The organism is Pseudonocardia nematodicida (assembly GCF_040105385.1).
GTDB classification, from domain to species: Bacteria; Actinomycetota; Actinomycetes; order Mycobacteriales; family Pseudonocardiaceae; genus Pseudonocardia; species Pseudonocardia nematodicida.
Map to the genome: position 1 here is coordinate 117,878 of NZ_JBEDNQ010000011.1, position 24,043 is coordinate 141,920.

The window sequence follows — 24,043 nt, forward strand, 5'->3', positions numbered from 1 at the left end:
GGCACAGACCTGCACCGGGGATCAGTGCATGTAGAGGCCGCCGTCGACGTTCAGGGTCTGGCCGGTGACGAATCCGCTGTCCGGGCCGATCAGGTAGGCCGCGGCGGCGGCGACGTCGCGCGGCGTGCCGATCCGGGACAGCACGCCGTCGGCGGCCATGCCCGCCTTGCGCTCCTCGGTGAGCGTGCCGCCCATGATGTCGGTGTCGATCGGCCCGGGGGAGATCACGTTCGCGGTCACTCCGTGCGGCCCGAGCTCGCGGGCCACCGACCGCATCAGCCCGACGATCCCGGCCTTCGCCGCCGAGTACGGCGTCTTCGAGTAGGTGCCGCCGCCGCGCTGGGCCGACACCGAGGACACCCCGACGATCCGCCCGACGCCGTGCCCGACCAGTGACCGGGCGACCCGCTGGGTGACCCAGTGCGTGCCCTCCAGGTTGATCGAGACGACCCGGTGCCACTCGTCGGCGTCGACCTCCAGGTAGGGCACCGGGGAGGAGACGCCGGCGAACGCGACCAGCGCGACGAGCTGCGGCAGCTGTTCCTCGAGGGTGTCGATCGCGGCGACGGCGGCGGCGCGGTCGGCGACGTCGGCGCCCACCCCGACGGCCCGCACCCCGTGTGCCTCGGCGACCTCGGCGGCGGTGGCCGCGGCCGCGTCGCCGTCGACGTCGAGCAGGCCGACGTTCCACCCGGCCTCGGCGAGGTGGAAGGCGGTGTAGCGGCCGATCCCGCGCGGGGACCCGGCCCCGGTCAGGACCACGGTGCGGTCGGTGGGGAACCCGGTCACTGGTCGGTCTCCTTCTCCTCGTTCCGGATCGGTGCCGGTCCGAGCTCGTCGAGCAGCTGCTGCATCCGCACGTAGGCCGTGTTCCGGTAGGCGACGAGCTCGGGGACGCGCTCGGCCGGTACGTCGAGGAACCCGCCGCCGGACTTGGTGCCCAGCCTGCCGTTCTCGACGTGCTCGGCCAGTGCGCGCGGCGTCGCGAACCGCTCCGGCCAGCGGGTCTGCATCGACTCGTAGCAGAACTTGTAGACGTCGAGCCCGGCCATGTCGGCGATCGCGAACGGTCCGAAGAACGGCAGCCGGAACCCGAACGTGGTCCGGACGACGGTGTCGACGTCCTCCGCGCTCGCGATGCCCTCGTCGACCAGTGCGGAGGCCTCGGAGAACAGCGCGTACTGCAGCCGGTTGAGGACGAAGCCCTCGGCGTCGGAGATCAGGGCCGGCTGCTTGCCGGTGGCCCGCACGATCTCGCAGACGCCGGGCAGGATCGCCGGGTCGGTGCCGGCGTGCGCGATCACCTCGACGCCCGGGATGAACGGTGCGGGGTTGGAGAAGTGCACGCCGAGGAAGCGTTCCGGGTGCTCGACGGCCTCGGCGATCCGTCCGATCAGGATCGTCGAGGTGTTGGAGCCGATCACCGTGTCCGGCGCGGTCGCCGCGGACACCCGGCGCAGCACGTCGTGCTTGATGTCGATCTTCTCGGGGACGGCCTCCTCGACGAAGTCGGCGCCGTCCACGGCCTGCTCGTAGCCGGCGCTCGCCTCGACCCGGTCCGCGATCGTGTCCGCGGCGTGCGCGGGGAACAGCCCGTCGTCGGCGAAGCGCCGTGCCTCGGAGATCAGGCGGTCGCGGTCGGCGGTGGCGGTGGCCGCGTCGAGGTCGGCGAGCCGGACCCGCGCGCCGGCGAGGGCGAGGACCTGGGCGATGCCGCCACCCATGTAGCCGCTGCCGATCACCGCGATCGTCCGGCCGGCGAGAGGGTCGGTTCCTTCGGTCACTGCCGTCTCCTTCGACGTCGTTGTCACATGGATGGCGCCCGCTCTCGTCGCCGGGGCGTCGCGGTCGCCGTGCGGATCGCGCAGCCGCCGCGGCGTCAGGCGCGGGGGAGCAGCGTCCGCAGGTAGTCGCGGTTGGTCGCGCAGACCCCCAGCGAGTCGCCGCCGTACTGCTCCATGAGGAACGGCCCGCGGAACCCGAGCTCGACGGCGTCCCGGACGACCTGCCGGTAGTTGATCAGACCCAGCTCCAGCGAGGTCGGGGTCGAGGTGAACCAGGACCCGTCTCCGGCCTCGTCGCGGGCGTAGTTCTTGACGTGCCAGTAGTTGGCGTAGGGCAGCGTCGCGGCGTGCAGCTCGCGCCAGTCCTCGATCGGGCGGTGCAGCCGGACCAGGTTGCCGATGTCGGGGTTGAGCCCGACGTTGTCCAGGCCGATCTCCTTGATCAGCTGCACCGCGGATTCGGCGGTACCGAGGTAGGTGTCCTCGTACATCTCCAGCGACATCGGCAGGCCCGCGTCCCGGGCGTGCGTGCCGAGCTCGCGCAGCCGGGAGACGGCGAACGCGCGGGTCTCGGCGTCGTCGGGGTCCTTCCAGCCCGGCGCGGTCCAGAACCACAGCGCCCGCTTCTGCGCCTCGGAGAACGGGTGGTGCAGCCCGGTGGAGAAGACGTCCATGCCCATCCCGGCGGCCGCATCGATCGTGCGGTGGGCGTAGGCGAGGTTGCGGTCCTCGCGCCCGGGCTGCAGCACGCTCTGCCGCTGGACGTGCACCGAGATGATCTTCACTTCGTGCCCGCGGGCGATCGAGAGCAGCTCGTCGCGGCGGCTCGGTTCCAGGTCCGCGGGCCGGATGTGCGAGTCGGCGAGCTCGAGCTCGGTGAACCCGAGCGAGGCGACCTCGGCGAACATCGCGTCCCAGCGCTCGGCGGGGGCGTCGTGCAGGGCGACGCCGTCGCGGCCCACCGGCGCGAACCCGTGCATGCAGACGGCGATCGGCCAGGTGTCGGCGGTCGGCTCCCCGGAAGCGGGCATGGCGGCTCCTTCGGTGCTCATGCGATTGTTCGAAGATCCTATAGGATTCGGCGGTGGGGTCAACCGGCTCGACCGGGCAGCCCCGGGTGGCCCCGCTCGGCCCCGGTCAGCCGTTGCGCTCCTCCCGCAACGAGCGCTCCCGGACGTTCTGCAGGTGCCGGTGCATCGCGTCGACCGGGGTCTGCAGGTCGCCGGAGGCGAACGCGGCGACGATCGCGTCGTGCTCGGCGACCGCCTCCTCGACGTCCGGCACGCCCCGCAGCGCGGTCTGCCGCATCCGGTGCAGCTGGGCGCCGAGCGTCTCGGACATCTGCCGCAGGTAGCGGTTGCCGCTGTGCTGCAGCACGACGTCGTGGAACGCGGTGTCGGCGGCGAAGTACTCCGCGGTCAGCGCCGGGTCCACCCGGCCCGCGGCGAGCGCACCGGCCACGGCCTCGCCGGCCCCGGCGTGCCGGTGCTGGGCCCGGCGCAGGTCGGCGAGCAGTGTGGACGACGCCGGCGACGCCATCCCCGCGGCGGTGGTCTCCAGCATGAGCCGGGCGTCGAACAGCTCCGCCAGCTGGTCGGGGCCCAGCCGCGGCGCGACCCGGTAGCCCTTGAGCGCCTCCCGGGTCACCAGGCCGGTGCGTTCGAGCTGGACCAGCGCCTCGCGGACCGGGGTGGGGGAGACGTCGAGATCACGGGCGATCGTGTCGATGCCCAGCCGGGTGCCGGGCTCCACCCCGCCGCCGAGCAGCAGCTCGAGGATGCGGTCGTGGACGTGGTCGCGCAGACCGCGGCGCTCGATGCCACCGCGCAGGCTGGACGTGGGACTCACCGGGGAATCCTATAGGAAGTGGGGTATCTGCCGTACCCCGGCCGGGTGCGGTTCCGGCGGCTTTCACCGGAGTCACACGGAACAAACGGTGGGATGGCACGGTGAGCACGACTCCGTCGCAGCACGCGTCCGACGACTTCGCAGCCTCCCCGGCCACCCCGGACGCCGGTACCCCGGCCGTGCCCGCGCGCGACGCCGAACGGCTGGAACGCGCCGTGCTCGAGGTCAAGCGGGTCATCGTCGGCCAGGACCGGCTGGTCGAGCGGATGCTGGTCGGCCTGCTCGCCCGCGGGCACCTGCTGCTGGAGGGCGTCCCCGGCGTCGCGAAGACCCTGGCCGTGGAGACGTTCGCGCGGGTGGTCGGCGGCAGCTTCTCCCGGCTGCAGTTCACCCCGGACCTGGTGCCCGCCGACATCCTCGGCACCCGGATCTACCGGCAGGGGCGCGAGGAGTTCGACATCGAGCTCGGCCCGGTCGTCGCGAACTTCGTGCTCGCCGACGAGATCAACCGTGCACCGGCGAAGGTGCAGTCGGCGATGCTGGAGGTCATGGCCGAGCGCAAGCTGTCGCTCGGCGGCCGCGACCACCCGATGCCGGACCCGTTCCTCGTGCTGGCCACCCAGAACCCGATCGAGAACGAGGGCGTGTATCCGCTGCCCGAGGCCCAGCGCGACCGCTTCCTGTTCAAGCTCCTCATCGAGTACCCCGGGGTCGAGGAGGAGCGCGAGATCATCTACCGGATGGGTGCGACGGTGCCGGAGGCCGCGCAGATCCTGTCCCCGGCCGAGCTGGTGCGGCTGCAGAAGACCGCCGCCGACGTGTTCGTGCACCACGCGCTGGTCGACTACGTCGTGCGCCTGGTCGTCGCGACCCGGCTGCCCGACGAGCACGGCCTGACCGACGTCGCGTCCTGGATCGCCTACGGCGCCTCGCCGCGCGCCTCGCTGGGCATCGTGTCCGCGGCCCGCGCGCTGGCCCTGGTCCGCGGGCGCGACTACGTCCTCCCGCAGGATGTGCTGGAGGTCGCGCCGGACGTGCTGCGGCACCGGCTGGTGCTGTCCTACGACGCCGTCGCCGACCAGGTACCGGTCGACCACATCGTGTCCCGGGTGCTGCAGACGGTGCCGTTGCCGCAGGTCAGCGCGCGGCCGGGGGTCGCGACGGCGCCGACCACCCCCGGATGGCCGTCCGCCGGTCCGGGCGCTCCGGGGGCCGCCCAGACGCACGGGGCCGTCGGACCCGGCGCCTCCGGACCCGGTGCCGGTCCGGACTCCGCTGCCGCCGGTCCGGCGGCTCCGGGCTACGGGGCCGGCGGCCCGGGCGCCACGCCGGGACCGGCAGGTGGCCCGGCGTGAGTCCGGCGGACCCGGCGGGCCACGCGGCCGGGCCTGATCCGGCGAACACGGGCGGCACCCGGAATCCGGGCGGTCGCTCCGGCGGTCTCGGCAGTGACGGCTCGGCCGACGACCGTGGCGCGGCCGGCGGAGAACCGGCCGGCGGCGTCGCGCACGGGGGAGCCCCGAGCGCCGGAGCCGACCGCGACATCCCGCGCGGCGGCGACGTGACCGCCGGATCGGCCGGCAGCGCCGACCTCACCCGGCTGGAGGCGTCGCTGCGGACGATGGAGCTCACCGTCCGCCGCCGCCTCGACGGGTTGCTGCAGGGCAACCACACCGGCCTGCTCCCCGGCCCGGGCAGCGAGCCCGGCGATGCCCGCCCCTACCAGCCCGGCGACGACGTCCGCCGGATGGACTGGTCGGTCACCGCCCGCACCACCGCCCCGCACGTGCGGGAGACCGTGGCCGACCGCGAGCTCGAGACCTGGGTCGCGATCGACCTGTCCCGCAGCCTCGACTTCGGCACCGCCGACACCGACAAGCGGCACCTCGCGCTGGCCGGGCTGACCGCGGTCGCCCAGCTGACCGCGGGCGGCGGGAACCGGCTCGGCGCCGTCGTCGCGAACGGGGCGGAGACGATGCGGCTGCCGGCCCGCGGCGGGCTGGTGCACGCCCGCGCGCTGGTCCGGCGGGTGGCGACGATGCCCGCTGCCCCGGAAGGCGTGCGGGGAGACCTCACCGCTGCGCTGGACCAGCTGCGGCGACCGCCGCGCCGTCGCGGGCTGGTCGCGGTCGTCTCCGACTTCCTCGGCGAGCCGGTCTGGGAGCGCTCGCTGCGCGCGCTGTCCGGGCGGCACGACCTGCTCGCGATCGAGGTCCTCGACCCGCGCGAGCTGGAGCTGCCCGACGTCGGCACCGTCGTCCTCGCCGACCCGGAGACCGGCCGTCAGCGGGAGGTCGACACCACCCCGCTGCTGCGCCGGGAGTTCGCCGCGGCCGCGTCCGCGCACCGGGACCGGGTCGCCGCCGCGCTGCGCCGGTGCGGCGCCGCGCACCTGATCCTGCGCACCGACCGGGACTGGGTGGCCGACATCGTCCGGTTCGCCACCGCCCGCAAGCACGCCTGGTCCGGCGGCGGGATGTCACCCGCGCGGGCCGGCCGGGCGGGAGGGCCGGCATGACCTTCGCGACGCCGTGGTGGCTGCTCGGCCTGCTCGTCGTCGCCGGGCTGGCGGCCGGGTACGTGTGGCTGCTGCGCCGCCGTCGCCGGGACGTCGTCCGGTTCACCAACCTGGAGCTGCTGGAGACGGTCGCGCCGCGCCGGCCCGGCCGCTGGCGGCACGTCCCGGCGATCGCGCTGATCACCGCGCTGGCGGTGCTGACCGTTGCGCTGGCCGGGCCGCAGGCGATGGCCAAGGTGCCGCGCAACCGGGCCACCGTGATGCTGGTGATCGACGTGTCGCTGTCGATGAAGGCGACCGACGTCGCCCCGACCCGGCTCGCGGCCGCCCAGGCCGCGGCCAAGCAGTTCGCCGACCAGCTGACCCCGGGCGTCAACCTGGGGCTGGTGTCGTTCGCCGGGACGGCGGCGGTGCTGGTCTCGCCGACCACCGACCGCACCGCGGTCAAGACCGGTGTGGACGGTCTGCAGCTCGCCGAGTCGACCGCGACCGGGGAGGCGATCTTCACCGCGCTGCAGTCGATCGACACGTTCTCCCGGTCGCTGGAGGGCGGCCCGGACTCCGAGGGCGCCCCGCCGCCGGCGCGGATCGTGCTGCTCTCCGACGGCACCCAGACCGTCCCCGGCCCGGACGGCGAGAACGAGCCGCGCGGCTCCTTCACCGCGGCCGCCGAGGCGGCCCACCAGGGGATCCCGGTGTCGACGATCTCGTTCGGCACCAGCTACGGGACGATCGAGCTCGACGGCGGCCGCACCCCGGTCGCCGTCGACGACGCCTCGATGGAACAGATCGCGGAGCTGTCCGGCGGGCGGTTCTTCACCGCCGCCACCGAGTCCGAGCTGCGGGCGGTCTACTCCGACCTGTCCGAGGAGCTGGGCTATGAGGAACGCGAGGTCGACGCCAGCCGGCCGTGGCTGGTCGGCGGGGTGTTGCTGCTGGTCGCCGGGCTGGGCGTGGGGATCGTGATGGGCCGGAGACTGCCGTGAGCTTCGTCCCGCCCGGTGATCGCCGGTACCGGGCGGTAGTGGGTTAGGTTCTGCGCCGTGGGACGCAGCGTGCTCGTGACCGGAGGAAACCGCGGCATCGGCCTGGCGATCGCGAACGCCTTCGCCGCCCAGGGCGACAAGGTGGCGGTGACCTACCGCTCCGGGAAGGACGGCATACCCGACGGCCTGCTCCCGGTGCACTGCGACGTCACCGACGCCGCGTCGGTGGACTCCGCGTTCACCGAGGCCGAGGCCGCGCACGGCCCGGTCGAGATCGTCGTGTCGAACGCCGGGATGAACGACGACGGCCTGCTGATGCGGATGGCCGAGGAGTCCTTCACCTCGGTGATCGACGCCAACCTGACCGCCGCCTACCGGGTCGCCAAGCGGGCGTCGCGGGCGATGCTCAAGGCCAAGGCCGGGCGGATGATCTTCATTTCGTCGGTGGTCGGGCTGTCCGGGTCCGCCGGTCAGGTCAACTACGCCGCGTCCAAGTCGGGGCTGGTGGGGCTGGCCCGCTCGGTCGCCCGGGAGCTGGGCAGCCGGGGGATCACCGCGAACGTCGTCGCGCCGGGCTTCGTGGACACCGACATGACCCGCGAGCTCGGCGAGAAGCGCCGCGACGAGATCCTCGCGACGGTCCCGCTGGGCCGCTACGCCGACGCCGACGAGGTCGCCTCGGTCGTCACCTTCCTCGCCTCGCCGGGCGCCGCGTACGTCACCGGGGCGGTCGTCCCGGTCGACGGCGGCCTCGGCATGGGTCACTGAGACCCGTTCACAGAACTCCCGAAAGGACGTCATGGGACTGCTCGACGGCAAGCGCCTGCTGATCACCGGTGTGATCACCGACGCCTCGCTGGCCTACCACTCCGCCAAGATCGCCCAGGAGCAGGGCGCCGAGGTGGTGCTCACCGGGTTCGGCCGCATGTCGCTGGTCGAGCGGATCGCGAAGCGGCTGCCGAACCCGGCCCCGGTCGTCGAGCTGGACGTGTCGAACCAGGAACAGCTCGACTCGCTGGCCGAGCGGATCACGCCGCACCTCGGGGACTCACCGCGCCTCGACGGGGTCCTGCACTCGATCGGGTTCGCCCCCGCCGGCGCACTCGGCGAGGGCGCGTTCCTGAACGCCGAGTGGGAGGACGTCGCGACCACGATCCAGGTGTCGGCGTACTCGCTGAAGTCCCTGGCGATGGCGTGCAAGCCGCTGATGGGGCCGGGCAGCGCGATCGTCGGGATGGACTTCGACAACCGGCAGGCCTGGCCGGCCTACGACTGGATGGGCGTCGCCAAGTCGGCGCTGGAGTCGGTCACCCGCTACCTGGCGCGGGATCTCGGCAAGGACGGGATCCGGGTCAACCTGGTCGCCGCCGGGCCGGTGAAGACGATGGCCGCCAAGTCGATCCCCGGCTTCGCCGCGTTCGAGGACGTGTGGAACGAGCGGGCCCCGCTGGGCTGGGACATGAACGACCCGGTGCCGGTCGCCAAGACCGTCTGCGCGGCGCTGTCGGACTGGATGCCGACCACCACCGGATCGATGATCATGGCCGATGGCGGGGTGCACGCGGTCGGGGTCTGATCTCCGGACCCGGGACGGACCAGCGCCCGACCGTCTTCCGGATCGGCACCGCGGGGGGCCGCGCCGGCCTTCGCACCCCGCCTCGCTTCGCACCCGTCGCTGCGGGTGCGAAGCGGGGTCAGCGGGTGCGAAGCGGTCCGGTGGGCGGATCGACGGTCGGGCACCAGCGGAGTGACGAGCCCGGCCCCACCGGCGCGTCCGCCGGTGAGCGTCGATAATCGGGACCGTGCCCGAACAGTTCGACGCGATCCTGCTGCTCAGTTTCGGCGGCCCCGAGGGACCCGACGAGGTCCGCCCGTTCCTGGAGAACGTGGTCCGCGGCCGCGGCGTACCCCCGGAGCGCCTGGACGCCGTCGAGGAGCACTACCAGCACTTCGGCGGTGTCTCGCCGATCAACGCCCGGAACCGGGAGCTGGTCGAGGCGATCGCGTCGCGCACCGAGCTGCCGGTGTTCTTCGGGAACCGGAACTGGCACCCGCTCGCCGAGGACACCGTGCGCGAGATGGCCGGGGCCGGGGTGCGGCGTGCACTGGTGTTCGCGACCAGCGCCTACGGCGGCTACTCCGCCTGCCGCCAGTACCACGAGGACATCGAGCGGGCCCGTGACGCCGTCGGGGAGTCCGCGCCGGAGCTGGTGAAGCTGCGGCACTTCCACGACCACCCGGACTTCGTGCGCGCCAACGCCGACGCCGTCCGGGTCGCGATCGCCGAGCTCCCCGAGGAGCAGCGGGACGCGGCCCGGCTGGTGTTCACCGCGCACTCGATCCCGAACGCGGCCGACGCCGCCGCCGGCACCCCCGCCGAGGGTGGGCACCGGTACTCCCGCCAGGTCGTCGAGGCCTCCGCGCTGGTCGCCGCGGAGCTCGGGATCGACGACCACGACGTCGTCTGGCAGTCCCGTTCCGGGCCGCCGCAGGTGCCGTGGCTGGAGCCGGACGTGGTCGACCACATCGACGAGCTGCACGCCAAGGGCGTCCCGGCGGTCGTCGTCGCGCCGATCGGGTTCGTGTCCGACCACGTCGAGGTCATCTGGGACCTGGACAACGAGGCCGCCGAGCGCGCGGCCGAGCACGGCATGGGCTTTGCGCGGGCACGGACGGCCGGCCCGGACCCGCGGTTCGCGGACATGGTGATCGAGCTGGTCCGCGAGCACACCGACGGCGCGCCCGCCCGCCGCCTGGGCACGGTCCCGGCGGCCGGATGTACCCGCAACGGCGCGCCCTGCGCGGTCGACTGCTGCGTCCCCCAGCGTCGGCCTGCCCGAACCGGCTGAGCCGAGGGGCGCCCCGCGGTCGCTCGTTCCACCCGGGCTGCGGCTTCAGCACGGCCCCGGCTCCGCATCGCGCGGGAGCAGGCGCGGTCGACATCTCGTGGGACGGGTCCGGGCCCCGGCCTCAAGGGGTGTGAAGTCCGGGGTCGATCACCGGACCGAACTCGGGTCCGCCGGTGACGGCCGGCGCGAGCAGGTGCACCGACCCGCCCGGGCGGACGAGTCCGGCCAGCGCGCGGGCGTAGCGGGCCTGGTCGCCGGCGTCGAACAGGTGGAACAGGGCGCTGTCCAGCACGGTGTCGAACGGTCCGAGCCCGGCCGGGTCGAGCATGTCCGCGACGGTGAACCGGGCGTCCACACCGGCGGCCGTCGCCCCGCCCCGCGCCCGGGCGACGGCGGCCCGCGAGCCGTCCGCGCCGAGTACGTCGTGCCCGAGCCGGGTGAGGTGGATCGTGTGCTCGCCGACGCCGCACCCGGCGTCGAGCACGGCCCCGGTGAACGCCCCGTCCGCGGCGAGCCGGGCGACGGCCGGTTGGGGCCCCTCGATGACCCAGGGCGGATCGCCGTCGCGGTAGCCACGGTCGAACCGGCTGAGTGGTGGTGTGACGTCCATGGGTGGCCTCCTCATCGCTGTCGACGAGCCTGCGACCTCAAGTGGAGTCGAGGTCAAGCCCCGTCCTCGGTTGCAACGCCGTAACCGTTTGCGGGGATTGTTGCGTTCCGTGCCCTGATGGGGTGAGGTACGGCTCCATGTCATCCGTCCTGCCGTCGGGCGCGGTCGCCTCCTCGCCATCGCCCGCCGACGTCCTCGCGGCACCGTCGCAACCCGGCGTGCTCGGGTCCATCGAGAGCGCGATCAACAACACCTTCACCCCGGTCTCCGAGTGGCTGAGCGGGGTCGTGTTCGCCGAGGTCACCCTGTTCGGCGTGAGCTTCCCGTGGATCGTGGCCTGGCTGATCCTCGCCGGGGTCGTCTTCACGATCTACTTCGGGTTCGTGCAGTTCCGGGCGTTCGCGCTCGCACTGCGCATCGTCACGGGCAAGTACACCCGCAAGGACGAGCCCGGCGAGATCACCCACTTCCAGGCACTGACCGCCGCGGTCTCCGGGACGGTCGGCCTCGGCAACATCGCCGGTGTCGGCGTCGCGGTCACCATCGGTGGCCCGGGCGCGACGTTCTGGATGATCGTCGCGGGCCTGCTGGGCATGTGCACCAAGTTCGTCGAGTGCACGCTCGGCGTGAAGTACCGGGAGATCCACGAGGACGGCACCGTCTCCGGCGGCCCGATGCACTACCTGCGCAAGGGCGTGGCCGAGCAGATCCCGAACGGGTTCGGTCGCGCGCTCGGCAAGGTGCTCGCGGTCGGCGCGGCGGTCATGCTGCTGTTCTTCGGCGTCGCCGGCGGCAACATGTTCCAGGCCAACCAGACCTTCGAGCAGCTGCAGGGCGTCACCGGCGGTGAGGACGGCCTGCTCGGCGGCGCCGGTGCGGCGCTGATCTTCGGCATGCTGCTCGCCGCGGTCGTCGGTGCGGTGCTCTTCGGCGGGGTCAAGTCGGTCGGCCGGGTCACCAGTCGCCTGGTCCCCGCGATGGGCCTGATCTACGTGCTGGCCTGCCTCACCGTCATCGCGGTGAACATCACCGAGATTCCGACGGCGGTCGGGATGATCTTCGCCGGGGCGTTCTCTGCCGAGGGTGTCGCGGGCGGTGCGATCGGCGCGCTGATCGTCGGGTTCCAGCGGGCCGCGTTCTCCAACGAGGCCGGCCTCGGCTCCGCGCCGATCGCCCACTCCGCGGTGAAGACGAAGAACCCGGTCACCGAGGGCTACGTCGCGCTGCTCGAGCCGTTCGTCGACACCGTGATCATCTGCACGATGACCGCGCTGACCATCACGATCGCCTCCACCGCGTTCTACGAGCAGGCCCGAGCGGACGCGTTCGCGGCCGGCGGGGACACCGAGCTCGGTGGCGTGACCGTCACCTCCGACGCCTTCGCGACCGTGCTGCCCTGGTTCCCGTACGTCCTCACCCTCGCCGTGGCGCTGTTCGCGATCTCGACGATGATCACATGGGGCTACTACGGCCAGAAGGCCTGGACCTACCTGTTCGGCAAGAGCACGATCATGGAGCGCATCTACCAGGGCGTCTTCTGCTTCTTCGTGATCGTCGGCTCGGTGCTCAGCCTGGGGGCCGTGCTGGACTTCGCCGACGCGGTGCTGTTCCTGCTCGCCGTCTTCAACATCCTCGGGCTCTACCTGCTCGCACCGGTGGTGAAGCGGGAGGTCAAGGCCTTCCAGGCGAAGCTGCGCAGCGGCGAGATCACCGAGGTCGAGAAGTCCGAGCGGTCGATGCTCTGACCTGGCAGCTCGTCGTTCTGTGAGGGCGGCGCGGGGACACGTCCCGCGCCGCCCTCACGTCCGTTCCGGGTCCGCGAGGAGCCCGGTGACCAGGTCGGCCGCGCTGCCCGCCCGGCTGCGCAGCGAGCGGTCGTAGTGCCGGGTGGTGGCGATGCTGGCGTGCCCGACGTCGGCCTGCACGTGCTGGATCGGCGCCCCGGCCTCCAGCGCGAGGGTCACGTAGGCGTGCCGCAGGGCGTGCGGGTGGATCCGGTCGGCGACGTCGGCGAGCTCGGGCCCGGCGTGCCGGGCGATCCGGCGCAGCAGCAGGTAGAGGTCGTGCCGGGAGCACCGGCCCGCGTCCCGCGTGGCGATCATGGGGGAGCGGCGGGCGCCGTCGCGGCGGGCCGGCAGCGGGTCGCCGGTCTCGCGGTCGCGGACGTCCAGGTACCGGGCGAGCGCTTCCACACCGGCCTCGCCCGGGAACACCTCGCGGACGGTGCCGCCCTTGCCGCGCACCCGCAACACGCGCTCGCCGCCGCTGACGACGAGGTCGTCGCGGTCCAGGTCGGTGACCTCGGAGATCCGCAGCCCCAGACTCAGCATCGCGACGACCGCGACCGCCCGGTGGGCGTAGAGCTCGCGCAGCCGGGTGCGGTTCGGCAGGTCCGCCGCGGCCGTCCACAGTGCACGGACCTGGGCCGCGGTGAGCCGGATCGTCGGCGAGGCGTCCCGGGAGGTCCCGGCGAGGCCGAGCCGTCCGCGGTGCAGTGCGGCCGGGCTGCCGGCGATCACGCCGTCCTCGGCGAGGAAGGCGTAGAACGCCGAGACGGTCGACAGCATCCGGGCCCGGGTCCGCTTCGCCGCGCCTGCCGCGTCCAGGGCGTGCAGCCAGGTGGTGACGTGGGTGGCCGTCGCCGCGCGGGGGTCGAGCGCGTGGCCGGCGCACCAGCGGAAGAACGCGAGGTGGTGCAGCCGGCCGCGACGGGCCGGGGGCGGGCGGTTCCCGTCGGCGGGGCGCGTCCCCGGATGTCCGGCGGCGAGGCCGGCCTCCGGTAGCCCGGCAGCGGAGCCGGGCTCCGAGTGCCCGGCGGCCGTGCCGGGCTCCGGTCGGGCGGCGGCGGCACCGCCCGCGCGGTGACCCGGTGGCACGGCGCCGGTGACCGCGTCGGCCCACTCCGTGGGCAGCCCCAGCGCGAGCGCGTAGGTCCGCCGGGTCGCCGCCGTGCCGTACCCGGCGAGCCAGCGTGCGACGAGTGTGCGCAGCGCGGCCGGGTCGTCGACGCCGGGCCAGTCGGTCTCCGTGACCTCCGGCAGCGGGGTCCGGGGGAGCGCCGACAGGACGGCGAGCGCGGTGGGGGCGGCGGGCTCGGTCATCGGTAGTGATCGTGGCTCAACACCGCCGCGGTGTCCGTAGCGACACGGCCGGAGCGGTCGCCGATCGTGGCTCCCGTCGACGTCGCTCGGGGCGGGGCCGCGCGGATCGTGGCGGACGGCGGGAACGATCAGATCCTGGCCCACGCGCGCGCGACGAGCTCGTAGGACCGCATCCGGTCCGCCAGCGACGGCGCCGCGGTCTCGATCACCAGCTCGTCGGCCTCGGCGGCCTCGACGATCGCGGCCAGCCGCTCGGCGACCCGGTCCGGCGTGCCGGTGACCCGGGTGCGGAGCCGGTCCTCGAGCAGGATCGACTCCTCGGCGTCCATCGGCGGCAGCAGGGCCCGCTCCGCGGCCGTCGGGTAGTAGGACGGCCCGAGGTCGAGCTCCAGGCCGCGCAGCCACACGTCGTACCCGGCGGCGACCTCCTCGGCGAGCTCGTCGGTGTCCGCGGCCAGCGCCGACACCGCGACGGCCACGTGCGGCCGCTCCCGGTACGGACCGGGCACGAACCGCTCGCGGTAGTGGTCGACGGCCTCGAGCACGGTCGTCGGACGGGAGAAGTGCGCGACCCCGAGCGGCAGCCCGTTGCGCGCGGCGAACTCCGCGCTCTCCGACGCCGTCGAGGCGTGCACCCACACCTGCGGCGCGGCGGTGTCGAGCAGCGCGACGGGTGCGCCCCGCAGCCCGGTCTCCTTGCCCGCCAGCAGCCGTAGCAGCTGGTCACAGCGCCCGGAGAAGGTGCCGAGGCCGCGTTCGAGCAGCCGGGCCTCGACGTTCGGCCGGTCCTGCTCGCCGGCGACGGTGCGCGGCGTGCGCGCCGCCGGGGACCTGCCCAGGCCGAGATCGGCCCGTCCGCCGGACAGCGCCGACAGCAGTACCGCGTCCTCGGCGAGGCGCAGCGGCGGGTGGTAGGCGACCAGCGCCGCGGCGACGCCGAGCCGGATGCGCCGGGTGTGCGCGGCGAGGTGGGACAGCAGCATCATCGGGCTGGTCGAGCCGAGACCCGGGCTGAGGTGGTGCTCGCCGGCCCAGTACCGCAGCATGCCCAGCGACTCCGCGTGCTGGGCGAGGGTGATCGCGTCCGCGACGACGTCGGCGGCCCGGCCACCCGGTCGCACCGGGCTCAGGTCGAGGCACGACAGCGGGATCGTGGACAGCGTGGGCTCCTCGCGCACGGGCGGGGCGACCGTGATCGGGCGCCGGGGGTCGAGCGCGAATCTATGCCCCGGTGATCGGGGCGGGCAATGCCGGGCCGGGGCGGGCGGGCCGGGCCCGTCAGCCGTCGTCCCCCTGCGCCGGCCCGCGGGGTCCGGTGACGGATCGCAGCGCGGCGGAATCGGTGTCCGGGCTGAACCGGTGGCCCGACAGCAGGGCGCAGCGGGCGAGCATGATCCCGCCCGCGGCGGAGGTGACCAGCTGCAGCACCACCGCGACCGCGGCCTTGACCGCGTCGGCCACGCCCGGCGCCACCAGAACCGACCCGATGATGATCAGGCTGATCCCGACGCCGGTGGCGGTGGCGACCGCGGAGGCGCGCATGTAGAAGTCGGCGAACCGGAGCAGCCCGATCGCGGCCAGCAGCAGGACACCGGCACCGGCGACCGCCAGCACCTGGCCCAGGACGGTGAGGAACCCGGTCATCGTGCACCTCCGACGAGCGCGCGGGCGAGCGAGACGGCGGCCAGGAACGCCGCCATCGTGACGACCAGGACGAGGTCGAACGTGGAGGTGTTGCCGGACCGGACGCCGCCGAGCGCGATCAGGCCGATCACGGTCACGGTCAGCAGCTCGGCGCCGACGAGCCGGGACCCGCGGTCGGGCCCGCGCACGATCCGGACGACCGACAGCAGCGCCACGACGGCGCACAGGGCGAAGGCGATGTCGATGCCGATCAGGGCGGTGCTCATGCGAGGTCCTCCCGGGTGCGGGGACCGAAGGCGCGGAGCATGCGGGACTCCATGTCCCGCAGATCCGCCAGCGCAGACTCCTCGTCCCGGTGGTACATCGAGTGCACGAGGAGCTCACGGTGACCGTCGACGACGCCGAGGGTGAGCGTCCCGGGGGTGAGCGTGATCAACGCACCCATGATCGCCGACCGGGAGCCGGTCTCGCAGTCGAGCGGCAGCCGCACGACCCGCGGGGTCGCCGACGAGCCCGGCGTGAGGATGTCGGCCAGGACGTCGCGGGCCGAGGAGATGATCTGGCCGGCGAACCAGCACCAGAACGCGACCAGCCGGACCGGACGGGTGAGCATCGCGCTCATCGGGGAAGCACCGCCTCCACGTAGGAACTGGTGTCGAGCAGGCCGGCCGCCGCGGTGGCGGACAGGCCGTAGAGCAGCTCGGCGCCGAGGCCGAGGCCGAGCGTGACCATGGCGAGCACGAGCCCGGGCAGGGTCAGCCGGAGCCCGACCCGGGGGACCGGCGGCGCCGCGACCAGGGTGTCCCCGGTCGATCCCGTGGCCGTGTCGTCCTCGTCGGGTCGCTTCACCAGCACGTTCCAGATCTTGATCATCGAGAGCAGGGTGAGCAGGCTGACGACGATCGCGACGACGGCCGCCGCGATCTGACCGGCGTCGAGCGCGGCGAGGATCAGCGTCAGCTTCGCGACGAAACCGGAGAACGGCGGGAGCCCGGCCAGCGACAGCGCCGCCATCCCGAACGCGGCCACCAGCAGCGGGTCGCGCCGCGCGACCCCGCGGATCCGGGCCAGCGCGTCGGTGCCGTGCCGTTCCTCGACCGCGCCGCAGGACAGGAACAGCGACGCCTTCACGATCATGTGGTGCAGCAGGTAGAAGATGCCCGCGGCCAGCCCGAGCGGGGTGAACAGGGCGACCCCGAGCAGGATGTAGCCGATCTGGCTGACCATGTGGAAGGCCAGGATCGAGCGCATCGTGCTCTCACCGACGGCGCCGAGCACCCCGATCAGCATCGTCGCCGAGAAGAGCACGACACCGATCCAGAGCCAGCGGGTGTCGCCGTCGAACACGACCGCGTAGATCCGGTAGATCGCGTAGATCGCGACCTTGGTGTGCAGGCCGGAGAACAGCGCCGAGATCGTCGGCGACGTCGACGGGTAGGCCTGCGCGAGCCAGCCGTGCACGGGCACGACCGCGGCCTTCATCGACAGCGCGGCGATGCAGATCCCGGCGGCGACGGCGACGGTCGGCGACTGCTGCGCCGCCCCGGCGAGCTCGGCCAGGTTCACGGTGCCGGCGGTGCCGTAGACCATCGCGACCCCGGCGAGGAACAGCGTCGAGACGAACAGGTTGAACGCGACGTAGAGCCGGGCCCCGGTGACCGACCGGAGCGTTCCCTGCCCGGAGCGGGCCAGCACGAGCAGCCCGTACGAGGGCAGCAGCATGACCTCGATGAAGACGAACAGGTTGAAGATGTCGGCGGTCAGCAGCGCGCCGTTGACGCCACCGACCAGGGCCATGACCAGCGGCGGGTAGAGCCGGGCCTCGCCGGTGCCGGTCATCAGCCCGAACACCGCGCACACCAGCGCGAGCAGCCCGGTGACGGTGAGCATCAGCGCGGACAGCGTGTCGCCGACGAACGGGATCGCGATGCCGCCCGGCCAGCCGCCGACCTGCTCGGCCAGCACCGCCCCGGACGACGTCGTGGCGACCAGCGCGATCCCGGCGGCGAGGTTGGCGATCAGCAGCGCGATCAGCACCGCGCGGGCCCACGGTGCGCAGGCCCTCGCCGGTGCGGTGATCCCGGCCGCGAGCAGCGGCAGGCCGACGAACAGCGGGAGCATCGTGGCGGTCATCGGGTCACCCCCGCGCGGTCGGCGGGGCGGTCGCCGTTCGAGGCCGGACCGCCGTGGCCTTGCGGATCGCCGGTCGGGCCGTCGTCGCCGTCCCGGCTGCCGTTCTCGGTCCGGGAGCCGTCGCCGGTCCGGTCGTCACCGTCGTCGTCGGGGGTCTCGGCGGGACCGCGGTCGCGGGTGTCGTCCCCGGCCCGCCCGGTCACCGCCAGCACCAGCATCACGACGACGATCGCGAACGCGATGACGATCGCGGTCAGCACGAACGCCTGCGGCAACGGGTCGGCCGACAGCGCCGGGTCGGTGCCCTCCAGGGGTTCGCCGCGGCGCTGGGTGCCACCCGTCGCGAACAGCAGCAGGTTGACGGCGTGGCCGAACAGCAGCAGCCCGAGGATGGTGCGCAGGTAGCTGCGGTCGAACATCAGGTAGGCGGCGCCGGCCACCAGGAGGCCGATCGTGAGAGCGAGGATCATCGGAGCGCCTCCTCGGGCTCGTGGTCGTCCCGCGGCTCGGTCTCCGGCTCGGGATCGGGGTCCGGCTCGCGCGAGCCGAGCAGGTTCAGCGCGGCCACCACGACGCCGAGCACGGCGAGGTAGACACCGACGTCGAACACCAGCGCGGTCGAGAGGTGGATGCCCAGCAGGTCGAGGTGCAGCGGCCGCAGGAACGACCCGTCGAACAGCCCGATCAGCCCGGTCAGCGCCGCGACGACCGCGCCGAGACCCGCGACGAGCAGGAAGGGCAGCCGGACGCGCCCGTCGGCGTCGGACGGGGCGGCCAGGTAGGCCAGTACCAGCCCGGAGGCTCCGACGAGGGCTCCGATGAAGCCGCCGCCCGGGTCGTTGTGCCCGCGCAGCAGCACCCACACCGACGCGATCAGCAGGAACGGCACCAGCACCTTCGCGACGGTCCTGAGGAAGATCGCGTTCGCGCCGGGGTCGGCCACCGGCGCCGGCTCGGGTGGGGGATCGGGACGCCGGACCGGTTGCGGACGGCGGGCGTCGAGCAGCGCGGCCATCACCAGCGCGGCGAGCGCGAGGACGACGAGCTCGCCGAAGGTGTCGAAGGCCCGGAAGTCGACCAGGATGGTGTTGACGATGTTGCTGCCGCCGGTCTCCGCCTCGGCCTCGGCCAGGAACCAGGTGCTGACCGCCGAGGGCTCCCGCCAGCCGGTCATGGCCAGCGTGCCGGCCGTGGCCGCGATCCCGGCGCCGGCGGCGAGCAGCACCCGCGGCAGCTGCCGGCCGGTGCCGGCACCGAAGCCGGCGGGCAGCCGGCGCAGCACCAGCACGATGACGGCGACCGTCAGCACCTCGACCAGCAGCTGGGTCAGCGCGACGTCCGCGGCGCCCAGCTCGTAGAACCACAGCGCGACCGAGAAGCCGACGACGCCCGCGCCGAGCACCGCCGGGAGCCGCTGGCCGGCGCGCAGCGTCGCCGCCACCCCGGCGGCGGTGAGCAGGAGCAGCAGGACGTCCACCGGACGGGAGGTTCCCGGTGCGGCGTCGAGACCACCGGCCCGGGCGACGACCGCGGCGGTGCCACCGGCCGCGATCAGCAGCACCGGCACCAGCAGGTGCCGGGCCGGGGAGTCGCCGCGGGTCGGGTTCCCCACGAGGTACCCGAGGTCGATGATCCCGGTGCGGATCCGCTCGACGACCGCGACGCCGGTGACCGGGAACAGCGGCCGGTCGAGGACCCGGTCGACCCGCGCCCGGGCGAGGACGAGCACCGCACCGGCGGAGAGCGCGAGCAGCGAGACGACCAGCGCCGGGTTCACCCCGTGCCAGACGTAGAAGCCCTCGATCTCGCCGACCGGGACCGCCAGCGACGCCGCGGCCGCGCCGCGCACCAGCCCGTCGAGCACCGACGCCGCCGGACCGAGCAGCGCACCCGCCAGCGCGGTCACGGTCACCGCACCGATCATCGCCCGGGCTCCGGTGACCGGGCCCAGCTCGGCCGCCGGCCCGAACAGCACCGGGAACACCATCCGTGCGCTGTAGGCCACGGTCAGGACCGCGCCCAGCCCGAGCCCGACGGTGGCGAGCAGCGAGGGCCCGCTCCCGCCGGTCAACGCGGCGTCGAGCACGTACTCCTTGGAGACGAAGCCCAGGGTGAGCGGGACCCCGGCCATGCTCAGCGCGGCGAGCGCGATCATCACCGCGGTCCACGGCATCGCCCGGTACAGCCCGCGCAGCTCGCGCAGGTCCCGGGTGCCGGCCCGGCGTTCGACGAGCCCGACCGTCATGAACCCGGCGGACTTGAACAGCGCGTGCGCGACGACGTGCGCGCTCGCGGCGAGCAGCGCCGTCGTCGTCCCGACCCCGATGACCGCGACGAGCAGGCCGAGCTGGCTGACCGTGGAGTAGGCCAGCAGTTCCTTGAGGTCGCTGCGCTGCAGCGCGAACACCGCGCCCATCAGCGCGGTCAGCACACCGACCGACACCAGCAGCCACGGCCACACCGGCGACGCCGACGCCGCGCCGGAGAACCGCATCAGCAGGTAGATCCCGGCCTTCACCATGGCCGCGGCGTGCAGGTAGGCGCTCACCGGGGCGGGGGCGACCATCGCGTCGGGCAGCCAGGAGTGGAACGGGAACTGCGCGGACTTCGTCATCGCGGCCACCGCGACCAGCACCGCGACCGTGCCGGCGAAGGCCGGATCGGTCTGCCAGGCCGGGTCGGCGAGCGCGACCGACAGCTGGGTGGTCCCGGTCCGGACGATCACCGTACAGACCGCCGCGAGCAGCGCGAGCCCCCCGGCCACGGTGATCAGCAGGGTCCGTGCGGCCGGGGCACGCCCCTTCGGCCCGACCCGCAGGATCAGCAGGTACGAGCAGAGCGTGGTGATCTCCCACGCCACGAACAGGACGACCAGGTCGTCGGCGAGGACCAGGGTGAGCATGGCCGCGGCGAACGCGGTCATGAGCGCGTAGAAGCCGGTGGGCCGCTTCTCGGTGACGTACGACGTCGAGTACGCCAGCACGATCGCGCCCACGCCCAGCACCAGCAGCGCGAACAGGGTGCCGAGCCCGTCCATCCGCAGGCGGAGCATCACCTCCAGCGTCGGGATCCACGGCACGACCTCGGCGACCGGTCCCGGCGTCGTGAGGGCGACACCGGCGATCACCGCGGTGAGTGCCGCCAGCCCGGCGGCGCCGAACCAGCCTCCGGCCGGCCCGTGGCGACGGGCGATCAGCGGAGTCAGCGCGACGAGCGCCCACGCCGCGGCGAGCGTGGCAGTCAGGACCATGACCAGAAAGCTCCCGGTGTCTGAAGGTCGTGCGGGGAGGTCGACGAGGAACCGGGCGGCCTGGTCGGCGGGTATCCCGGCGGCATCACGCGATCGCCGGGGTTCCCGGGCCGCGCCGCCGGCTCCTGCCGGACGTGCTGGGGCGAGCGCGGGTCAGGCGTCCGGGACGACGCCGGCGAGCATGGGACCCCAGGACGTGGGGTGCCCGTTCGTACCGGGCAGCGGCACGAGACACACCATCGCCCGCAGCGCGCTCCCGGCAGTCATGGTGGCGGAGACTACATGTGCTGCCCGCGTCGATCCCGGCTTCCGCATTGCGACCCGGATCACCTACGGCCTGGCGTTCGCACGTACTGCATGGTCACGCCAGCCGGTACAGGGCGAAGGGAGCGTCGTCATGGATCCCGTCCCGGCCGGCCACCAGCCCCGGCCGCCGGATCTCGCGGTCGTACTGCATGCCCAGTCGCTCCATCACCGCGCGGGAGCGTCGGTTGTGCTGTCCGGTGAAGGCCACGATCTCGTGGGAGGGCAGGACCTCCTGGGGTGATCGCGATCGCGATCGGCGCCTCGTACGCCAGCCATCGGCCGACCCGTCGGTACTCCAGCGTTCTGCGCTCCACCGTGCCGATCGGAGCGCATCGCCGGCCGTCCACGTTCCGCCGCACCAGGCCGCGATACCGGGATCGCTGTGCAAGGTCACCAGTGCGTCGATCGAGGCGGTCGAGACCGAGACCGGGTCAGGACGAGCCGACCGGCACGGCGTGAGCCGCTCACGCGCCCTCGTCCGCGCCACGGATGATCCGTAGCTGGCCCAGCTCGGCGACGTTCTTCATCAGTTCGGCATTCGCCCACGCGACGAGGTGCCCGACGGTGTGGCCGTCGGGCCAGGGGAACGTGACGGGCCTGTCCCGGTCGGCCGCGGTCTGGTCGAGCGCCGCGGCCCAGGCGGCGGCCAGTTCCCGGAGCGCGGCGACGACGCCGGCGGCCGAGCCCGGGTAGCTCACGTCGGTGCGGTCCCGCCGGGGACGGCCGGTCAGCTCGTCGAGCGCCGTGCCCCACCACCACAGCAGGTGCCAGGCGATCCACGCCCCGGTCGGCGCCGGGACCGGATCGGGCTCGACCCCGTCCTCCGGGAAGTCCGGCGTCCAGGTGCCACCGGGTCCTTCGTGGACGGTCCAGTGCAGCGGGGCGGGGACGAAGGCCAGGTCGTCGTCGGTGAGCGCGCTCAGGTGGTACTCGCACAGCGCCCGGACCAGGTCGAACTGCCAGCGCAGGGGATCGGTCACGAGGCGGCATCCTGGCGCGCGCCAGCGACGTCCGCCACCTCGATTCAGGCGACGTCGACGGGTCTGGGTCGTCGGCGTGGGAGTTGTTGCGGGTCGATCCGGCGCGGTGGGATGAGCGAGACGACGGTGGTCGAACGCCGTCACGACCCTCGCGAGGTCCGTGGCGAGTGCATCGAGGGAGCGGGTGTCGCCGGCCGGCCCCGGTCTCGACGAGACGGTCGTCGCCGAGCAGTCCGGCTCCGGGCATCGGGGGCACGACGCTCAGCCCGGATCCACATCGGACGGCGTCCGCTCGGCGAGGTCCCGGAGCGTCCGCAGCTGCTTGCGCATCATCAGCAGGTCTCCCCAGGCCAGGGTCTTTCGTCGCAGCCGGGCCACCGGTCCGCCACCGCCGCCGAGAAGTACCTTCACCACCAGCCGGGAGCGGCCGGGGGCGGTCTCGCGGACGTCGTAGGTCAGTACGAAGTCGCCGAGGACCCGCCGGCCCGGGCCTCCGCGCAGCCGGATGGTCAGGTGTCCGGCGCGGGCGAAGGAGACCAGCTCGAACAGGGTCATGACCGTCTGGCCGGGCGCCAGCTCGTCGACACCCGGGGTGAGGGTGCGCGGGCTGCGTCGGCCGAGGTTGTCCAGCAGGTCGTAGCTGTACGGGGCGACCCGCAGCTGGCACAGCCAGCGGTGCACCACCGGCGCGGGAGCGGCGACGTCGATGCCGCGGAACCAGGTGGCTCGCGGGTCGGGCAGCAGTTCGTCGCACGGGTAGCGACGGGTCGTCTCGTCGGGTGTGACGCCCCAGAGGGTGGGCAACGTGCCGGTCATGACCTGAGCCGGTCAGCGTCGTCGTCGAGGAGGGTCGTGATCGACTGCTCGGCGAAGCGCTCCCAGGCCGCGCGGCTCCACCCCCGCCGGACGACCAGCAGCTGGTGGGTCTCGACGCCCAGCAGCGCGTAGAGCAGGTCGGCCAGCTCGTCGCGCCGGTCGGCGTCGATGCGCCGGGCCAGCTCGCGGCAGGTCTCGACGCGCTGGGCGTGCAGCCGCTCGAGCAGCTCGCCGACCGCCGGGTCCGACGCCGCCGACGCGACGACCGCGAGGACCGGAGCGGCCCGTTCGGTCGAGACGGCGAGCTGTCCGACGGTCCGTCGGACCGCCTCGGCGCGGGACAGGGTCGGCAGCTCGGTGGCCCAGTCCCGGTCCAGGAGTGCGACGGCGTCCCCGTCGCCGGCGACGTCGCGGTCCTGGAGTGCCGTGAGGATGCCGACCTTGGAGCCGTAGCCGCTGTAGATCGTCTTGAGTGCGACGCCGGCCTCCCGGGCGATGTCGCCGATCGTCGTGTCGACGAAGCCGCGGTCGAGGAAGAGCGCGCGCGCGGCGTCGAGGACCCGTTGCCGTGGCGGCGTGGGCATCCGCACTCACCTTGTCTTCGAGGAGAATCTCGTTCTACCTTCGTACGGGAGAACGAGATTCTACCTCTGGAGGGGTCGCCATGTCCGTCAGTGTGTTGTTCGAGGGCCCGGGTTCGGCCGTGGCGGAGGTCGCTGGGGTGCGGTACGTGGAGGTCGCACGCGACCGGGTGGCCGCGGTGGCCGCGGAGGAGACCGCGCGCGGCGCCGGCCGGGTCGAGCTCTGCGGCGCGCTCGGACCGGTGCCGCACGCCGCCGTCCGGCGGGCGGTCGGGGACCGGGCCGAGGTCGGCGCGGTGATGTACGGGTTCGAGTCGCTCGAGGCCACGACCTCGTTCAAGCAGCGCTTCGCCGCGGGTGAGCAGCTGCGTGCGGCGTTCCTGATCGCCGCACCGGCCGGGACGCCCGGGGGTGACCGGGTCGAGGTCGCCGGTACGACGGTCGCGACGATCGGTGATCCCGCCCAGGCGGCGAGGCTGGCGAGGGAGCTGGCGGCCGAGGGGGTCGAGCTGTTCGAGCTGCACGGCGCACCCGCGCCCGAGGCCGCCGCGGCGGTGATCGACGCCGTCGGTGAGCGCGTGGCCGTCGGGCTCGCGCTCTACCCCGCGCGCTGACCGCGGCGCGGCCGTCGGCGGAT

At 73.7% G+C, this 24,043-nt stretch carries 23 protein-coding genes and 1 pseudogene; 8 read left to right on the top strand and 16 right to left on the bottom strand.

Features of this window, described 5'->3' with window-relative positions; all coding sequences use genetic code 11:
- Positions 1-21: 21 nt before the first annotated feature.
- The 4 genes from WIS52_RS24335 to WIS52_RS24350 all read right to left on the bottom strand — a co-directional run bounded on the left by WIS52_RS24335 (position 22) and on the right by WIS52_RS24350 (position 3,632).
- Positions 22-789, bottom strand: coding sequence for an SDR family NAD(P)-dependent oxidoreductase (locus tag WIS52_RS24335; protein WP_349300680.1), 768 nt, complete (start codon positions 787-789; stop codon positions 22-24).
- Positions 786-1,784, bottom strand: a complete 999-nt coding sequence (locus tag WIS52_RS24340; RefSeq protein ID WP_349300681.1) for a 3-hydroxyacyl-CoA dehydrogenase family protein — start codon at positions 1,782-1,784, stop codon at positions 786-788. Before WIS52_RS24340 ends, WIS52_RS24335 begins: the two co-directional genes overlap by 4 nt.
- 95 nt (positions 1,785-1,879) lie before the next feature.
- Positions 1,880-2,815 carry a sugar phosphate isomerase/epimerase family protein gene (locus WIS52_RS24345; protein ID WP_349300682.1) on the bottom strand — a complete coding sequence of 312 codons (936 nt, stop codon included), beginning with the start codon at positions 2,813-2,815 and terminating at the stop codon, positions 1,880-1,882.
- 106 nt (positions 2,816-2,921) lie between these two features.
- The gene (locus tag WIS52_RS24350; RefSeq protein ID WP_349300683.1) at positions 2,922-3,632 is read right to left on the bottom strand and encodes a GntR family transcriptional regulator; all 711 of its coding nucleotides are present in this window, start codon (positions 3,630-3,632) and stop codon (positions 2,922-2,924) included.
- Between the two features lie 179 nt (positions 3,633-3,811).
- Here WIS52_RS24350 and moxR1 point away from each other — a divergent pair.
- The 6 genes and pseudogenes from moxR1 to WIS52_RS24380 form a co-directional block, all read left to right on the top strand.
- Positions 3,812-4,840, top strand: a pseudogene (gene moxR1 / locus WIS52_RS24355) (chaperone MoxR1); the annotation flags it as partial.
- A 335-nt stretch (positions 4,841-5,175) separates the two neighbouring features.
- A complete protein-coding gene (locus WIS52_RS24360; RefSeq protein ID WP_349300854.1) occupies positions 5,176-6,150 on the top strand; it encodes a DUF58 domain-containing protein in 975 nt (324 codons plus the stop codon).
- Positions 6,147-7,136 carry a VWA domain-containing protein gene (locus WIS52_RS24365; RefSeq protein ID WP_349300684.1) on the top strand — a complete coding sequence of 330 codons (990 nt, stop codon included), beginning with the start codon at positions 6,147-6,149 and terminating at the stop codon, positions 7,134-7,136. Before WIS52_RS24360 ends, WIS52_RS24365 begins: the two co-directional genes overlap by 4 nt.
- A 57-nt stretch (positions 7,137-7,193) precedes the next feature.
- Entirely contained in the window at positions 7,194-7,904 is a 711-nt protein-coding gene (fabG, locus tag WIS52_RS24370; RefSeq protein ID WP_349300685.1) for a 3-oxoacyl-ACP reductase FabG, read from the top strand.
- 31 nt (positions 7,905-7,935) lie between these two features.
- Complete coding sequence (gene fabI / locus WIS52_RS24375; protein WP_349300686.1) at positions 7,936-8,712, top strand: enoyl-ACP reductase FabI; 777 nt, start codon at positions 7,936-7,938, stop codon at positions 8,710-8,712.
- A gap of 226 nt (positions 8,713-8,938) precedes the next feature.
- Positions 8,939-9,985, top strand: a complete 1,047-nt coding sequence (locus WIS52_RS24380; RefSeq protein WP_349300687.1) for a ferrochelatase — start codon at positions 8,939-8,941, stop codon at positions 9,983-9,985.
- A 121-nt stretch (positions 9,986-10,106) separates the two neighbouring features.
- Here the strand turns inward: WIS52_RS24380 and WIS52_RS24385 are convergent, their stop codons facing one another.
- Positions 10,107-10,595 carry a class I SAM-dependent methyltransferase gene (locus tag WIS52_RS24385; RefSeq protein WP_349300688.1) on the bottom strand — a complete coding sequence of 163 codons (489 nt, stop codon included), beginning with the start codon at positions 10,593-10,595 and terminating at the stop codon, positions 10,107-10,109.
- A 137-nt stretch (positions 10,596-10,732) separates the two neighbouring features.
- On the opposite strand from WIS52_RS24385, the gene WIS52_RS24390 reads away from it, so the two are divergent.
- Positions 10,733-12,340 carry an alanine/glycine:cation symporter family protein gene (locus tag WIS52_RS24390; protein ID WP_349300689.1) on the top strand — a complete coding sequence of 536 codons (1,608 nt, stop codon included), beginning with the start codon at positions 10,733-10,735 and terminating at the stop codon, positions 12,338-12,340.
- A 54-nt stretch (positions 12,341-12,394) separates the two neighbouring features.
- On the opposite strand, the gene WIS52_RS24395 is transcribed toward WIS52_RS24390, so the two are convergent.
- From WIS52_RS24395 to WIS52_RS24445, 11 genes are all read right to left on the bottom strand, one after another.
- Positions 12,395-13,696: a tyrosine-type recombinase/integrase gene (locus WIS52_RS24395; protein ID WP_349300690.1), complete on the bottom strand. Its 1,302-nt coding sequence runs from the start codon at positions 13,694-13,696 to the stop codon at positions 12,395-12,397.
- 128 nt (positions 13,697-13,824) lie between these two features.
- Positions 13,825-14,874 (bottom strand): MsnO8 family LLM class oxidoreductase, encoded by a 1,050-nt coding sequence (locus tag WIS52_RS24400; protein WP_349300691.1) that lies wholly within the window; start codon positions 14,872-14,874, stop codon positions 13,825-13,827.
- Between the two features lie 100 nt (positions 14,875-14,974).
- Entirely contained in the window at positions 14,975-15,340 is a 366-nt protein-coding gene (locus tag WIS52_RS24405) for a cation:proton antiporter (protein WP_349300692.1), read from the bottom strand.
- Entirely contained in the window at positions 15,337-15,606 is a 270-nt protein-coding gene (locus WIS52_RS24410; protein WP_349300693.1) for a monovalent cation/H+ antiporter complex subunit F, read from the bottom strand. Before WIS52_RS24410 ends, WIS52_RS24405 begins: the two co-directional genes overlap by 4 nt.
- A complete protein-coding gene (locus WIS52_RS24415; protein WP_349300694.1) occupies positions 15,603-15,962 on the bottom strand; it encodes a Na+/H+ antiporter subunit E in 360 nt (119 codons plus the stop codon). The genes WIS52_RS24410 and WIS52_RS24415 overlap by 4 nt, the downstream gene beginning before the upstream one ends.
- Positions 15,959-17,473 carry a monovalent cation/H+ antiporter subunit D family protein gene (locus WIS52_RS24420; RefSeq protein WP_349300695.1) on the bottom strand — a complete coding sequence of 505 codons (1,515 nt, stop codon included), beginning with the start codon at positions 17,471-17,473 and terminating at the stop codon, positions 15,959-15,961. The genes WIS52_RS24415 and WIS52_RS24420 overlap by 4 nt, the downstream gene beginning before the upstream one ends.
- On the bottom strand, positions 17,470-17,943 hold the full coding sequence (locus tag WIS52_RS24425) for a sodium:proton antiporter (protein WP_349300696.1): 474 nt from the start codon (positions 17,941-17,943) through the stop codon (positions 17,470-17,472). The genes WIS52_RS24420 and WIS52_RS24425 overlap by 4 nt, the downstream gene beginning before the upstream one ends.
- Positions 17,940-20,723 carry a DUF4040 family protein gene (locus WIS52_RS24430; RefSeq protein WP_349300697.1) on the bottom strand — a complete coding sequence of 928 codons (2,784 nt, stop codon included), beginning with the start codon at positions 20,721-20,723 and terminating at the stop codon, positions 17,940-17,942. Before WIS52_RS24430 ends, WIS52_RS24425 begins: the two co-directional genes overlap by 4 nt.
- A 770-nt stretch (positions 20,724-21,493) precedes the next feature.
- On the bottom strand, positions 21,494-22,009 hold the full coding sequence (locus tag WIS52_RS24435) for a DinB family protein (protein WP_349300698.1): 516 nt from the start codon (positions 22,007-22,009) through the stop codon (positions 21,494-21,496).
- A 261-nt stretch (positions 22,010-22,270) separates the two neighbouring features.
- Complete coding sequence (locus tag WIS52_RS24440) at positions 22,271-22,825, bottom strand: hypothetical protein (RefSeq protein ID WP_349300699.1); 555 nt, start codon at positions 22,823-22,825, stop codon at positions 22,271-22,273.
- Positions 22,822-23,409 carry a TetR/AcrR family transcriptional regulator gene (locus tag WIS52_RS24445; protein WP_349300700.1) on the bottom strand — a complete coding sequence of 196 codons (588 nt, stop codon included), beginning with the start codon at positions 23,407-23,409 and terminating at the stop codon, positions 22,822-22,824. The genes WIS52_RS24440 and WIS52_RS24445 overlap by 4 nt, the downstream gene beginning before the upstream one ends.
- A 146-nt stretch (positions 23,410-23,555) precedes the next feature.
- Here WIS52_RS24445 and WIS52_RS24450 point away from each other — a divergent pair, with 146 nt between their 5' ends.
- Entirely contained in the window at positions 23,556-24,020 is a 465-nt protein-coding gene (locus WIS52_RS24450) for a DUF6506 family protein (protein ID WP_349300701.1), read from the top strand.
- Positions 24,021-24,043 lie beyond the last annotated feature (23 nt).